Annotated in this window: 8 protein-coding genes; 3 read left to right on the forward strand and 5 right to left on the reverse strand. The window is 66.9% G+C overall.

What is annotated here, in order from left to right; translation table 11 throughout:
* The first annotated feature begins 59 nt into the window (after positions 1-59).
* The 3 genes from AADX97_RS16260 (at position 60) to AADX97_RS16270 (ending at position 2,714) form a co-directional block, all read left to right on the forward strand.
* Positions 60-365 (forward strand): type II toxin-antitoxin system Phd/YefM family antitoxin, encoded by a 306-nt coding sequence (locus AADX97_RS16260; RefSeq protein ID WP_374234753.1) that lies wholly within the window; start codon positions 60-62, stop codon positions 363-365.
* Positions 362-784 carry a type II toxin-antitoxin system VapC family toxin gene (locus tag AADX97_RS16265; RefSeq protein WP_374234752.1) on the forward strand — a complete coding sequence of 141 codons (423 nt, stop codon included), beginning with the start codon at positions 362-364 and terminating at the stop codon, positions 782-784. Before AADX97_RS16260 ends, AADX97_RS16265 begins: the two co-directional genes overlap by 4 nt.
* A gap of 529 nt (positions 785-1,313) precedes the next feature.
* Positions 1,314-2,714, forward strand: coding sequence for a hypothetical protein (locus AADX97_RS16270; protein ID WP_374234751.1), 1,401 nt, complete (start codon positions 1,314-1,316; stop codon positions 2,712-2,714).
* A 147-nt stretch (positions 2,715-2,861) separates the two neighbouring features.
* Here AADX97_RS16270 and mdoH read toward each other — a convergent pair whose 3' ends face one another.
* The 5 genes from mdoH to AADX97_RS16295 form a co-directional block, all read right to left on the reverse strand.
* Positions 2,862-4,970, reverse strand: coding sequence for a glucans biosynthesis glucosyltransferase MdoH (gene mdoH / locus AADX97_RS16275; protein WP_374234750.1), 2,109 nt, complete (start codon positions 4,968-4,970; stop codon positions 2,862-2,864).
* Positions 4,967-5,563: a hypothetical protein gene (locus AADX97_RS16280; protein WP_374234749.1), complete on the reverse strand. Its 597-nt coding sequence runs from the start codon at positions 5,561-5,563 to the stop codon at positions 4,967-4,969. Before AADX97_RS16280 ends, mdoH begins: the two co-directional genes overlap by 4 nt.
* The gene (locus AADX97_RS16285) at positions 5,560-7,125 is read right to left on the reverse strand and encodes a glucan biosynthesis protein (RefSeq protein WP_374234748.1); all 1,566 of its coding nucleotides are present in this window, start codon (positions 7,123-7,125) and stop codon (positions 5,560-5,562) included. Before AADX97_RS16285 ends, AADX97_RS16280 begins: the two co-directional genes overlap by 4 nt.
* Before the next feature lie 418 nt (positions 7,126-7,543).
* Entirely contained in the window at positions 7,544-11,014 is a 3,471-nt protein-coding gene (locus tag AADX97_RS16290) for a GH36-type glycosyl hydrolase domain-containing protein (RefSeq protein WP_374234747.1), read from the reverse strand.
* 58 nt (positions 11,015-11,072) lie between these two features.
* Complete coding sequence (locus AADX97_RS16295) at positions 11,073-14,219, reverse strand: hypothetical protein (protein ID WP_374234746.1); 3,147 nt, start codon at positions 14,217-14,219, stop codon at positions 11,073-11,075.
* Positions 14,220-14,275: the final 56 nt, after the last annotated feature.

The raw sequence follows: 14,275 nt of genomic DNA on the forward strand, positions 1-14,275 counted from the left end.
ATCGCATACTGCGCCGGGCGCGGTTTAGGCCGGTGGCGTCCTTGACAGGATGCCATACGGTGACCACAATCAAGTCGTCTTATAATATTGGTGACTACAAAATGTCCGTGTCGGTCCGAGAGCTCAAATCCAGGCTTGCGCATTACCTTGCCGAGGCTCGCACAGGCCAACCCATCGAAATTACGTCGCACCGCCGGGTGATTGCGCGGCTCACAGCCGTTCCGAACGGCGACGAGCAAGGCATCGGCCGACTACTGGTCTCCGGGGCGGCGCAGTGGAGCGGCGGCAAACCAGCGGGCGCCGATATTCGTCTCTCCCCTGAAGGCCCCTTACTCTCGGAGCTGGTCCAAGAAGATCGGGGATGATCTTGTTTTGCGACACATCCGCCGTGGTCAAGCTCTACGTTGCCGAGCCGGACAGCTCCCGGGCGAAGGGCCTCGTCGCAGAGGCAGAAGCCGTCGTGGTGTGCCGGATCGCCTGGGCCGAATTTCATGCAGCGGTGGCACGGCGCGCCCATGCAGCCCCGGCTGATCAGACGGCGTTGGAGCTCGCCAAAGCGGACCTAGCCAGGGACTGGCCCCATTATGTCGTGATGGAGGTCACGCAAAATCTTGTGGTGCGTGCCGGGGAGTTTGCCGATGCCTTCGCCTTGCGCGGCTACGATGCAGTGCAATTGGCGGCAGCCCACATCGCCATGGTGCAGTCGGATTTGCCGCTCTGTTTTTCCTGCTTCGACCGGCGTTTGAATCAGGCCGCAAAACTCCTCGGCCTGACCCTGCCCTGAGTCTCGACAGGCGCGCCGCTCGCCTTCACGCCCAACTCCGTCAGCCCGCCTGCCGGAATGGCGCCTTCACGGTAACCGGGCCTTCCGGCACCGATCACGGCAGCAGATGCAGCCCCCCTTGAGCCCGACGCGATGCGAGAGGAGTACCCGCTTTTCAGCCACGTTTAGACACGCGCGGCGAATGCACTGCGGCAATGGATCGAGGCAGTCAGTGTAAAATGGTCCCTGCACGCAAGGGGGTCTCCGAAGTGGAGCTCGGCGCTTTCCGGGAACAACGGCCTCCTAATGTACGTTCAATTCCAAGCAAAGAACGATTAAAGATGCTGAAGACAGTCATCCTTGCCGTGGAATCTCTCAGAGTTTGTTCCCGGCTTTTTCGTCACAACTTCGACGGACGCACGCGATTCAGGGCCCACGGCCGCGAAGGGCTCTCGCGCAAGTGCTGCAGCACGCCGCGAGTGCGGGCGGTGGTTGGAGCCTCGTCGCGGTCGACCGACTGGTGCCTCGCCTGTCAAGCGGCGGAGGAGGCGTGAGCGCACAACTCGACCTGCGCCCGCCGCGGGCAACTCGCCGATTGTTGGTTGCGGCGCTCGGCCTGATCGGCGTGGTGGCCCTCGTCGTCGGACTGGTCGGAGCGCCGCTCTACGGCGATGGTGGATGGTACTTCGTACGTATCCTGCTGACCGGCGAGCCGCTGATTCCGAATCTGCGCGTGAGTGCCGCACTGGCGCAGGTGCCGGTGCTGCTCACCTGGCGCTTCTCCGATGATGTACTGGTGCTGCGGCACGCGTTCTCGCTCGGCTATGCCCTGTTGCCCTGGGCAGCGCTCGCCATCGCCTGGTGGCTGGTGCGGCGGCGCGCGCCCTGGCTCTGGGCCTATCCTCTGCTCGGGCTTCTGGCCTTGCAGCTCAATTTCTCGGGCGTGTCGGAACTGATGTTGACGTTGCACCTGAGCTGGCCGTTCGTGCTCGCCGCGCTACTCTATCCCGAGCGTGTCGCCACCTTGGTCTACGGGCTCGTGCTGGGGGCGGTGCTCGTCTTTCTGCATCCGCTCTCCTTCACCGCGGCGGCCCTGCTCGCGCTGTTGGCAGTCACCATCGCCCGGCGCGGCGCGGCGCTTGACGCGCGGCGCTGGTACTGGCTCGCCGGCGGGTTCGCAGCGGCGGCGTTGGTACGCTTGGCCTGGACGATCACCGGCCTCACCACCTATGAACGCGGCCGCTTGGCCCCGGAGGCGGCCGCAGGTTATCTGCTGCCGGCGACCGACCTGCAGCTTGGGTTCCTGATCGGCATTGGCCTGCTCGGTCTCGGCTGGACGCTGCTGATCCTCGCGCCACGGCAGCCTTGGCGCGGCGGTCTCACCGCCTTGCTCGGCCCGGTGGCCTGGCTGCTGCCGCTCGCCGCGCTCGGAATCGGCGCCGCCTTTCTGCTCGGCGAGGGCATCCGGCTCAAGGTCGGTCTGAGCTTCGTGCTCGGTTTAGGGCTGATGGTGCTCGCGGCGCTCGCGGTATTCGCCGCAGAGCGGCGGAACGCTCCGCTGCCGCCGGCCGTGCGCGGGCGGGCGCTGCGGCAACTGATCGCTGCGACGACGGCGGCGATCCTGTTGCTGGCGGCGGCCCGCTCGGTGGCCTGGTGGACGGCGACGCATGGACTGGTCAACCTGACCGCGAGCAGTCCCGAGATCTGCATCCCGTTCGGTCCCGAAGAACCTTACGCCACGCAATGGCCGTGGATGGCGATCGTCGACGACTGGGCGGCGCCGTTCAACGCATTGGTCTTTCGAGGTGACCCTGGGCTCGGCCCGATCGCATTGCTGTTGAAGCACGACGGCTGCTCGCAACTCGCCGAAACCGGCATCGTGCACTTCCCGGGCTGGGTCAGCCTCCCGCTCCCGGCGCTCGAAGCCCGATTCGGGCCGCTGCGCCGTTGAGGTTCCAGATCCATGGCGGGTAAACCTTGCGGTCTCCAACGCGCCAGCCGCCATGCGGCGAGCCATGCGAGAGCAGCGACCGCGGATGACCGGCTCCCCGCCTCCCAATCGAGGTCATCCAGGCTCAGCCTGGCCACCTCGCCGGGCTTAGGTGGGCTGCGGGGATGGCGCCTGCACGGCAACCGGACCTGACGGCGCCGACCACAGCAGCAGATGCAGCTCCTCAAGCCCGTCGCGATGCGACAGGAGCACCCGCTTTTCAGCCGCGCTCAGGCTGTCCGGCCCCTCGTCCTGGAGCTGGAAGATCAGACCCTCGAGATAATGCCTGCGCCGACGGTTGGGGATCTCTTCCGGCAAGAGCGAGGCATGCAGCGCATAGGCGCAGGGATCGATGACGGCGCGATACCACAGATCCCCGACGATCTCCTCCGTGCCCCCTTCACCCGAACCGGCGTCCGCCGAGCACAGGGCGCTTCCGGTGTTCTTCATCTGCTCGTTCAGTAGCTCGAGGACGCGCGGCGGGCGGTGCTCCTCGGGTGTCAGGAAGAGTCCGAGCGCCCTCGCCCGCCGACCGGGCCAGACCCGACTGGTCGCCATCGAGACCGGGATCGCGAGCAGAAGACCTGCCAAGACAGGCGTGAACCACCAGAAGAAGGCCGGGACGTAGTAGTAGGTCAGCAGTCCTGCCCCGACCGCCAACAGGGTCTGCCCACCATGGGCGCCGATCGCCTCCGTCACGCCGGTCCCGTGATCACCCCGCTGTTGCGGCGGCCAACCGACCACCTTGCGCAGCAGGATCGAGGCGACGAACTTGCTCTGAAAGAGCATGAGCACGGGTGCATAGAGGACCGACAGCAGACTCTCCAGCAGGACACTGAGCGTGGCGCGCGGTAATCCGCCATGGGCTGCACCCAATCGCGGGCGCGCGGCGAGCAGCACCAAGGCGAACAGCTTCGGCAGAAAGAGCATGGCCAGCGTCACCCAGAGGACCGTGGCCATCTCGACCACGTAGGACACGGGCCAGATCGGCAGCAGATAATCGCCGAAGAAATAAACCGGCACATCCAGGCTGTTCAGATACGCCTGCAGGCCGGTGAGCAGCAGAAACAGGAGCCACAGCGGCGAGGCCATGTAGGACATCACGCCCATCGCCAGGTGGACCCGATTCAAGGGCCTGAAACCGCCCGCGAAGACGAGCCGGGCGTGCTGGAGGTTGCCTTGGCACCAGCGGCGGTCGCGCTTGGCATAGTCGATCAGGGTCGGGGGGATCTCCTCAAAGCTCCCGCCCAGATCGTCGGCGAGCCAGACCTTCCAGCCGGCGCGCCGCAGGAGCGCGGCCTCCACGAAGTCATGGCTCAGGATCTCGCCGCCGAACGGCTCATGCCCGGACAGCTCGGGCAGACCGCAATGGGCCGCGAACGCCTCGACCCGGATGATGGCGTTGTGTCCCCAGTAATTGCTCGTATCGCCTTGCCAGTAGCTCAACCCGGCGACGAAGATGCGCCCGTAGAGGCTGCTTGCGAACTGCAGGACACGCGCGAACAGCGAGACCCGGTTGACCGGCACCGGCGGGACCTGGATCAATGCCACGTCCGGATTGCGCTCCATGCGCGCGACCATCTCCACGAGGGTCTCGCCCGACATCAGACTGTCGGCGTCAAGCACGATCATGTAGCGATAACGCCCGCCCCACTGGCGACAGAAATCGGCCAGGTTGCCGCTCTTGCGGCTCGTGTTCTCGACCCGGTTGCGATAGAAGATGCGCTCGGGCTGACCCGCCTCGACGGCCCATTTTCGCCATTGGAGCTCTTCTTCGACCCAGATGTCCGGATCGCGCGTGTCGCTGAGGACGAAGATCTCGAAACCCTCGGCCTGTCCGGTCTCCTGCAGCGACCGGTCGATCGCACGCAAACCGGCGAAGACCCGCTCGGGATCCTCGTTGTAGACAGGCATGACCAGGGCTGTCTTGAAACCCGCACAGGGCGTCGGCGTGGCGGCCCGTGCGCTCGGCGGTGGCTCCTCCCGAGCCAGCAAGCGGATGAAACCGATGGCGGCGGTCCAGAAGGATGCGCTGATCCAGAGGATCAAGATCGCATAGAGCAGCAGGAGCGCGAGCTCCAGCGGGGTGACGCCGCCCTCTTGAAAGACGCCGCTGAGCAGGCTCATGGCGCCGAACGTGGTCAGCAGCACCAGGGAAAAGAAGATGACCCGACGATAGGCGGGGTCGGCACGCCCTTGCGAAGTGGCGCCCTTCATGTCAATTGTCCGAGGTTCGCACGGCGCCGATGAAGCGATCCGTGAAGCGATCCGGGACGCATCCCGCGCAGCAAGCGTGAAAGCCGTTGAAGGAGACGATAACAACAAGGATCGATGCGTTGCGTCACCATGGCCAGAGGCGCCGGATCAGGGACGGGCGCAAGACTGCTGGCTCGGATGCGCTCGCTGATCGGCCGATCACCGGACTGATCAATGGGGGGGAGCGTACGTCCCGACCAGACCCCGACCCAACCGGGAACCGCACCGCCCAGTACAACCGCGCGGGCCACGCCGCGCATCGACCCCGGCACATCCGGACCGAGCTCGGCCGCGAGCCACTCGTCGAGCAGCTTGGACGCCTCCTCGATTCCGGTCTCCACCGCGTCGGCCACCAGGTTTGTCTCCACCTGATGCTCGAAGCGCCTGCGGATCGCCGTCAGCAGGCGATCAAGATCGCGCGGGTCGCGCACCCCGAGCGCGCGCAGGTAACGGGCGACGCGCGGCGCCGCCTGCTCCCAGTCGGCCGGCGACGCGGCCACCGGCTCGCCGCCGTCGAGCGACGCATGCAATGCGTCGCCGACCTCCGTACTCACTGCGGAATCCATTCGAAGCTCCAGGTCTCCGACAGCACGTCGCTCCCGTCATAGAGGAAACCACGCAGCTCCGCCGTTCGATCGCGCTCAGGGGTCAGCTCGAAGAAGAGCCGCCACCCTCCGGTCTCCGGATTGTGCTGCGCGATCGGCGGGGACAGCTCGCCCGATGAGGTGGTCACGGTCGCCATGACCGGGGTTTCGGGCGGCAGCATCGAGAGGTTCTCGCCGACGAAATCCACGACGAACTTGCGCCGATCCGAATCGAGTACATCCGTTCCCGCAGCGCCGATGCGGGTCGCCAGGGTGCGTCCGCCCGTCAGGCGCGCCTCTGGATCGCCGGAATACCTCAGACGATAGGCGAATTCCATCTCGTCGCCCGCTTCAACGCCGCGCTCCGGCGTCCAGAAGGCGACGATATTGTCGTAGCGCTCCGAGTTGCTCGGGATCTCGACCAACTCGACCACGCCCCGGCCCCAGTCGCCGATCGGCTCGACCTGCGCGCTCGGGCGATTGTGGTAGTGGGCCTCGAGGTCCTGATAGTGCGCGAAGTCGCGGTCGCGCTGCAGTAGACCGAACATCCGCGGGTTCTCGACCTGGAAGGTACTGATGCGCAGACCGAGCGGATTGATCAAGGGACGCCAGATGCGCTCGCCGGTCCCGGTCTCGATGATGAGTCCGTCCGAATCGTGCACCTCGGGACGGAAATCATCCGTGAACCGCTCGGTGAGCTCGCCGTGCATAAACATGCTGGTCAAGGGTGCAATGCCGACCTTCTCGACCGACTCCCGGAAATAGAGATGGTTCTTGACGTCCATGGTCGTCTCGAGCCCCGGTTTGATCACGAACCGAAAGGCGCCCGCCACGCTCGGGCTGTCCATGAGGGCATAGACCTTGATCTCGACGGCGTCCTCGGCGGGTTTCTCGATCCAGAACTCGCGAAACAGCGGAAATTCCTCGCGGGTCGAGAGGCCGGTATCGATCGCCAGACCGCGCGTGGTGATCCCGTAGTTCAAATTCTGGGCCACTGCACGGAAATAGCTGGCGCCGAGGAACACCGCAACCTCGTCGAACAGATCATCGCGATTGATGGGGTAGAGCAGACGCAGACCCGCGAATCCCAAGTCGTGCGGGATCTGCTCCGGGACCGCATTCTTGCCGTAATCGAACAGCTCGGTCGAGAATTCGATCGGCCTAACCCCCTCCCCGTCGATCAGATTGATGGTCACCCGGTCCTGGAACATGAATCCGCGATGAAAGAACTGGACCTGAAACGGCAGCCCGTCTCCGCGCCATAGGGAATGATCCGGTCGAAAGCGGATGTCGCGGAACCCGTCGTAATCGAGCGATGCGAAGGCCTCGGGAAGCTCGGGCGCATCCCTTTGGTAAGGCGCCTGCGCCAGCTCGGCGGCGCGGCGCACGACACTCGCAAAGGTGAAGGCACCGGGCACGCCAGCATCCTCCGGCGCCGCAGCGGGCTGCGAGACGGCCTCTCCCGCCAGCGTCATCGCAAAAGCGACGAGCAGGCCGGCGGAGATTCGTTTGAGGTCGCGAGATGGATTCATAGTCGGAAGCGCCAGGTTGTCCATTGAGAGATGCCGGTCGAAGATCGTTTAAGGGTTGCTCATGGCGGAATCGTCGATGCCGGGCGCTGCGCCCGTGCGGTCGGGACAACCGTCGTGGAGTGGCTCGGTTGTCGGCCGCGACCGTGCATCGAGATCGTCGAGGAGGGATTCGGATCGCTCGCCGCGGACTCGCCGTCGACGCACGGCCGCCGCGGCGCCAACCGATCGGCCGACCCGCGGTGAGCACCGCGAAGGTGAGGATGACCCTGGCGTGCGACGCGGCATCGATCCGAAGCGCAAGGCCCCGGCTCCTTCTCCACCGCCATCAAGCAGGTCAATATACACACATATCTTATGTGAGCCTCAGGTCCGCGTGAAGCCCCCCGAAAGAGGTTGCGACGGATACTCGGCCCTCGAATCAGGCGCCGAAATCGCCAGCGTCGGCGGTTCGCCGCCCCATCTCGATCTCGATGCGATAGAGCCCCGCGCGGGCCGGCAGGAGGATCCGTGCCGTCCCTGCCGAGAGCGCCGCATCCTGTCCCTCTAGACGGGCGACGACGACCTCGACGCCGCCATGCGCATTCCCGACCCGGATGTCGCAACGGGTCGCCCCGTCGGGGAGGCGGTAGAGGATCCGAAACCCGGACCAATCGCTCGGGATACAGGGCCGGATCAACAGCGTCCGTCCCGCCTCGACACGCAGCCCCAGCACCGACTCGAGCGCCGCCAGATAGAGCCAACCGGCGGAGCCGGTGTACCAACTCCAACCGCCGTGCCCGACATGCGGCGCCGCGCCGTAGATGTCGGCCGCCACCACATAGGGCTCGAGCCCGTAGGTGGCCAACCGCTCGGGCGTGCGCGTGTGCCAGACCGGAGTGAGGCGTTCAAGCAAAGGGGCGGCGCGCTCGTTGTGACCGAGCTCGGCAAAGGCCATCACGGCCCAGCAGGCCGCGTGGGTGTACTGTCCGCCGTTCTCGCGCACACCGGCCACATAGCCCTTGATGTAGCCCGGATCCTGCGGCGTGTCGACAAAGGGCGGCGTGAGCAGGCGGATCAGGCCCAGGTCCTCGTCGACCAGCTCGGATTGCACGGCGGCCATCGCCTGCTCCGCTCGGGTGCGATCGACCGCACCCGAGAGCACAGACCAGGATTGCGCAAGCGCATCGATCCGACATTCGCTGTTGGTGTGCGAGCCGAGCGGAATGCCGTCGTCGTCGTAGGCGCGGCGATACCAGGCCCCGTCCCACCCGGCGTCTTCGAGCGCAGGGACCAGTGCGTCGCGGTAGGCGACGTAGGCGGCGACGCGCGCGGCGTCTCCGCGCCCTACGCAGATGGGCAGCATATCCTCGAGGATGCGGTACAGGAAGAAGCCCATCCAGACACTCTCCCCGCGCCCGAGACGCCCGACGCGATTCATCCCGTCGTTCCAGTCACCCGTGCCCATCAACGGCAGGCCGTGTGTGCCGCGCGTGAGCGAGCGGTCGATCGCCCGACAGCAATGCTCGTATAGAGGGGCCGACTCGCCGCTGTCTGCGGGCCGAAGATAGACCTCGTCCTCGCTCGGCGCGAGCAGCGGCGCCGTCACAAACGGGATGGACTCGTCCAGGATCGCCATGTCCCCCGTCGCGCGGATGTAGTCGGCGGTCACGAAGGGCAGCCAGAGCAGATCGTCCGAGAAGCGGGTGCGCAGACCCCGCTCCAGAGGGGCGGAATGCCACCAGTGCAGCACGTCGCCCTCGCTGAATTGATGGGCGGCATGCAGCAGGATCTGGGCGCGGGTCAGATCCGGGCGCAGACCGACCAAGGCGGCAGCATCCTGCAACTGGTCGCGATAGCCGAAGGCACCGCCGGACTGATAAAAGGCCGAGCGCGCCCACTGGCGGCAGGCCAGGTTCTGGTAGGTCAACCAGCCGTTCAGCATGAGATCGATCGCCGCGCTCGGGGTCTCGACCCTGAGGGCATCGGTCAGGTCGGTCCAGAATCCCGTCACCTCGGCCAAGGCATCGTCGACCGCATTCGCGCGGCGATAGCGTGCGAGCAGGGCGTCCAGCTCCGCCTCGTCGAGACACTCCCCGAGGAGAAAGATGCATTCCGCTGTCTCACCGGGTGCAAGCTGGATCCTCGACTGCTGCGCGAAACAGGCGTCCGAGTCGGAGCCATCGTCACTGCGAAGGCCGGCGTCGCAGAGATCGTCGCCGGAGAGGACGGCGGCCGGCGAGGCAAGATCGCGATGCCGGCCGATGAAGGCGGTGCGATTGCAGGTCAAGCCGACCGGCTCCACCCGACCGCTTGTGACCAGGGTCGCGGCGAAGACGATCGCGCCGGCGAAGTCGCCCGCCGCCGGGTTGACTGCACGCAGGATGTCGCGCTCCGGATCGAACGCGGTCTCGATCGTCCCGGGCGTGCTCGGCTGACTGCCCAACACCAGCTGCTGATACGAGAAGGTCGAGAGCGTGCACGGGTGCGTCCCGCGATGGGCCAGACGCAATCGCAGGCGCAGGATGCGGACCGGGTCGCGACGCGGCACGAAGAGCGTGACCTCTTGCGCCAGACCCTTGTAATCGCAACGAAATGTGGAATAGCCGAAACCGTGCCGGACCTCGTAGTCCACCGGCGCCGGGCGTGGACCCGGCAGGGGCGACCAGATTTGACAGCCCCGCGAAATCCCTGGTACGGCGCCCTCGGTCTCGTCGCGCAGATAGAGTGCCTCGCCGTGCGGGTCGCCGACCGGATCGTTGAACCAAGGGGTCAGCCGATTGGCCTGGCTGTTGCGGCACCAGCTATAGCCCGCGCCCGTTTCGCTGACCAGGAACCCCGCGCGCTCGTTCGCGACCACGTTGATCCAGGGCTGAGGCGGGCGGTGCAGCGCGGTTCCATGCCAAGGCAGGCGGATCACATAGACGCGACCATCCGGCGAGAATCCACCCTGGCCGTTGAAACATCGTAGGGCCTCGCCGCCCCGGTCGCTCGCGTCGGCGCTCGGCGGCATCGTCGTTGTTGCCGGCTCGAGAGGCTGCGGCGCCCGACGCGCCCGGGAAGGGGCGTCACGTCCGGCGCGAAAGGGTCGGATCAGCCCCAAGGCCGACTCGCGCCCCTCCGCCGCCCCGGCCAGGAAGAGGATCTCGTCGTCTCCGTCGGGCGGCAACTCGACGATGACGCGCAAGGCGAGGATCGGATCCAGGACACTGCCGAGCGCACCGGACAGGGGCTCCGTGCCGATCAAGGCCGCGGGGGCGTGCGGGCTGCCACCGCGCCCGAGGAAGCGTCGACGGTCGGTCTCCCATTCCAAAGGCTCCGCGCCCGCAACGGCGTGGACCAGCCAGGGCCATCGCTCCTCGGCGGCACGCGGCCGGCGCCAGGCCAAGAGTGCGCCGGATGCGGCGTCGCGATCGGTCTGGACGAACAGCTTGCTGAAAGCGGGGTGTGCGGCGTCCGCGCTCGGGTCGTTCAGAACGACCTCCAGATAGCTGGTCACCTCGATGCGCCGCGCACGCGCGGATCGATTCTGCAGGCTCAGACGACGACACTCCAGATCGGACGCGGCCTCGACGCCGAGGGTCAGACGAATGAACAACTCCTCGGTCTCGCGTTCGAGCGCGACGCGTGCCTCCGGACCCTCGCCGACCGCGCGACAGCGGTAGAGCGACGCCGGAACGCGGGTCGGCTGATAGCCCGCGGACCAAGAACGCCCGGTCTTGAGATCGCGCAGATACAGGATCGAGCCCAGGTCGTCGATCACGGGATCCGCCCGTCCACGGGTCAGGCCGATCCAATGCCATGAGGAGACACCGCTGCCGACCTCCGAAAACGACACCGCATAGCGGCCGTTCGAGAGCCGATAGACGGCGGGAGGCGCGACCAGCGGTCGATTGTAGCGATCGGTGTCCATCGTTGGGGTTCCCGACATGCGTGATCAATAGAAAAATCCCGGTCGGCGCAGACGTGGCTCAGGTCACGACGATGCGCGCCGGCAAGGCCCGGATCACCAGCTCGGTCACCGTGACATCTTCCACCGGCTCGCCGTTCACGGACACGGACCGCGACGCGAGATCGAGCGGCGGAGCGAAGCGGATCCCACCCGGCGGGATCCGGTCGAGTCCCGAGAGGCTCAGCTCGAGCGCATCCCCTGCCCCACGCCCGAGACGCAGGTCCAGTCGACCGTACCAAGTCGGTAGCCCGATCACGCTCACCGGGCCTTCATCCAACCAGTCGAGTGGAATCCCGGCACAGACCACAAGCGACCGGTCCGCCTCGCGCTCGTAGGCGAAGAGATCGCGAAAGACCAGGACATACTCGGCACTGATCCAGGCATGCGGCAGGTCGCCCTGATGGCCGGGGGCACGCGGATCACGCCAGATGATCTCGGGCCACTGATGCCAAGCCGGCGGGCGCAGATCGGCGAGGAGGACGCGCAGAACCTCGTGGGCCTCGCGGCGGCGCCCGAGTCGGACGAGGGCTCCGACCACGCGGACCTCGTAGGGGCTGTAGTTGGTCCAGTCCACGCTGTGGTCGTGCATGGCACGAAAGCGATTCAGCAGCGCCTCGAAGGTGCACTGCAAGGCGACCGCGGGCAGGAGGTGGCCCTCATCGATCAGGGTCAAGGCCACCGCGATGGCGGTCGGGTCGGGGTCGGCCCATTCCACCGAGCCGGGGATGAAGTCGATCCCTCGCTCGGACATGGTCAGCTCGATCGATGCGTAGAGCGTGCCGCGAAAGTCCTCGCAGAGCGCGGTGAGACGCGCATGCTCGGCGTCCTCGCCGAGGATCTCGGCGAGCCAGGCGGCATCTTTGAGCCCGCGCACCGCCCAGAGATCGTCCCAGTAGGCGTGTACCGGCTGGGCGAGATACCCCTCGTGGCTCACCGACTCGGGCAGAAGACCGAAACAGGCACGGCGCTCGGGCGTGCGCTCCGCATCGGTCAGACGCCGGGCGCGCAACTGCTCCAGATAGGCGACGGCGCGACACACCGCGGGCCAGAGATCCGCCGCGAGCTGTCGGTCGCCGGTGAAGCGCACCGGCTCGGCGATGGCGAAGATGAATTCGCCGAGGCTGTCGTGCTCGGGCAGCCAATCCGGGCCGGTGTGGTCGACGCAGCAGGGTACCTCGCCGGCCTCGGTCTGAAACCCTGCATACCAGCGAATAAAGTCGACCGATTCGGTCCGGCACCCCATGCGCAGCAGCGCGGCGGACATGACCGCGCCGTCGCGGATCCAGGACCGGGTGTAGCGACGCGGCCCGGGTTGAAAGGCGGGTCCATCGCGGTTGATCAGGATATGGGCCAGCGCCGTCTTGGCGGTCGACGCGAGGATGCGGGCCGAGGGCGGAAGCCTGAAGGCAACGGCACCAAGCCGCTGCGACCAGTCGCGCACCGCCTCGGCGAATCCGGCGTTCGCATCGAGCCCGTGCCCGAGACGCAGCGCCTCCGCGTCCGGCCCCGCGCCGTCCCTGGCGAAGGGGATCGCGATCACGACCTCATCCGCCCCGCCGGGCGGAAGCACCCGATCGAACCGCAGCACACCCGAGGCAAAGCCGAGCGGGTCGTCCGCCGCTTGGTCCGGCGGAAGCCGGCCGACGGCGAGCCGATCGGTGATCGCACCCTGATCGAAGGTCGCCGCGCCGAAACCGCTCGGCGCGCTTAGCGGTATCAGAACCTCCTCGTCGTTCACCCGAACTCGGCCGTCGCGATAATCAAGCCGATAGATCGGACTCACGCCGCCGATGTCGGCGTAGCCCTGCCACGGTGGCGAGACCTGGAAGGGGCGTACCGCGACGAAGAGTGTGGCCGTGACCGGGGTGTCGCGCCGATTCTCCAGACGATATCGTGCATAGAGCATCCGCTGCCCGAGAGCGCCGGCCGCAAAGGCGCTGGTCGCGAGGACCAAACCGGTCCCTGTCCCGGTTACCGAGGGGATCGGCAGCTCGCCCTGCTCCGGACCGCCCTCCACCAGAGCCGGTATCGGCGCCAGCTCGGCCCAGCCGAGCAGCCCCTCATCGACGAAGAGGAAGGGCTCGAGCGTCCAGCCCGCACCCCTACCCGCGGCGGGACCGACCTCGATCAACCCGTCCTCGTTGAGCAGGGCCGGAATGCCCCCATCCGGGATATCCACCGCGGTCCAGTAGGTCTGCTCGCGATAGAGCCAACGCGGATAGCGCCCGCGCGGTGTGCGCTCGGCCACGTGATGAAAAAACTCGTTCGGAGAGCGCGAAAAGGCATCGGGCTGAAGCTCGATCGATCCGAGTGCCGGATAGACGCCGTCAGGCCCGGGGTCGAGCGCAAGCCGCAGATAACGCGAGGATCCGCTCGGCAGACCGACGAAGCTGCAGGCGCCGCCGGCACTTGCAGCGGTGTAGAGCAGGCGCCAGTCATCCCCGTCGTTCGATGCCTGTACGCGGAAGGCGCGCTCGCCCGCCGGGTCGTACTCGGGGCGGGACGCGGGATCGCTCCAGTGCAGGATCAATCCGCCGTACTCGCATTCGCGGCGAAAATCCAAGGTGAGCCATGCCTCCCCGCAACCGCAGCCGGCACGCCAGTCGGTCGCGGATCCGGTGTCGAGGACAGCCGTCGGCGGATGTCCCGGCAGGGCGGACGATGCCTTGAGCTCGGGCGGCCAGGGGGGCGTGCGGTCCTCCATGCGAAGGTCGGCGATGCACAGATGGCCTCGGCCACCGGAGCCTGCGACGATTGCGATCTCGATCGCACCGATCTCGCGCGCGGCACCGCCGCCGGCCGGTCCCCAGGCGAAGTCGATCAGGCGGCTCGGGATCTCGAGGAGGTGCCAGTCGCCGTCGGGCTCGAGCATCTCCTGCTGGTAGCGCCAGACGTTGGTCCCGCCTGGATCGACCAGCTTCAGCTCGAAGCGATTGGGCGGCATCGCACCGCGGACGGCGAGCCGAAGACAGTAGGCCGGCGGCAGCATGAGCCTTGCCGGACGCCGGGCGACGACGAAGCCGCCACCGCCGTTGAAGTCGAAGTCGAGCCGCAGTGCCGATCCGTCGGGACCGGCCTCGGAGTGAAGCCGCAGCTGCGCCCGTCCCGAGGCGTAGGCCTGCCAGCGCGAAGGGTCGACGAAGTCATCCAATCTCTCGATCGTCATGGGCTGCGGATCCCGCGGGTGGCCGTTGAAGTGCGTCGGTTTAGGAAGTACGCAGG

This window comes from Thiocapsa sp. C2-2m (genome assembly GCF_041903745.1).
In the GTDB taxonomy this organism is placed as follows: domain Bacteria; phylum Pseudomonadota; class Gammaproteobacteria; order Chromatiales; family Chromatiaceae; genus Thiocapsa; species Thiocapsa roseilacustris.

What these genes read in the sequence shown, in the direction of transcription:
- AADX97_RS16265 (WP_374234752.1), top strand. Translation starts at nt 362, where the DNA reads ATGATCTTGTTTTGCGACACATCCGCCGTGGTCAAGCTCTACGTTGCC.
- AADX97_RS16285 (WP_374234748.1), bottom strand. Translation starts at nt 7,125, where the DNA reads ATGAATCCATCTCGCGACCTCAAACGAATCTCCGCCGGCCTGCTCGTC.
- AADX97_RS16290 (WP_374234747.1), bottom strand. Translation starts at nt 11,014, where the DNA reads ATGGACACCGATCGCTACAATCGACCGCTGGTCGCGCCTCCCGCCGTC.
- mdoH (WP_374234750.1), bottom strand. Translation starts at nt 4,970, where the DNA reads ATGAAGGGCGCCACTTCGCAAGGGCGTGCCGACCCCGCCTATCGTCGG.
- AADX97_RS16295 (WP_374234746.1), bottom strand. Translation starts at nt 14,219, where the DNA reads ATGACGATCGAGAGATTGGATGACTTCGTCGACCCTTCGCGCTGGCAG.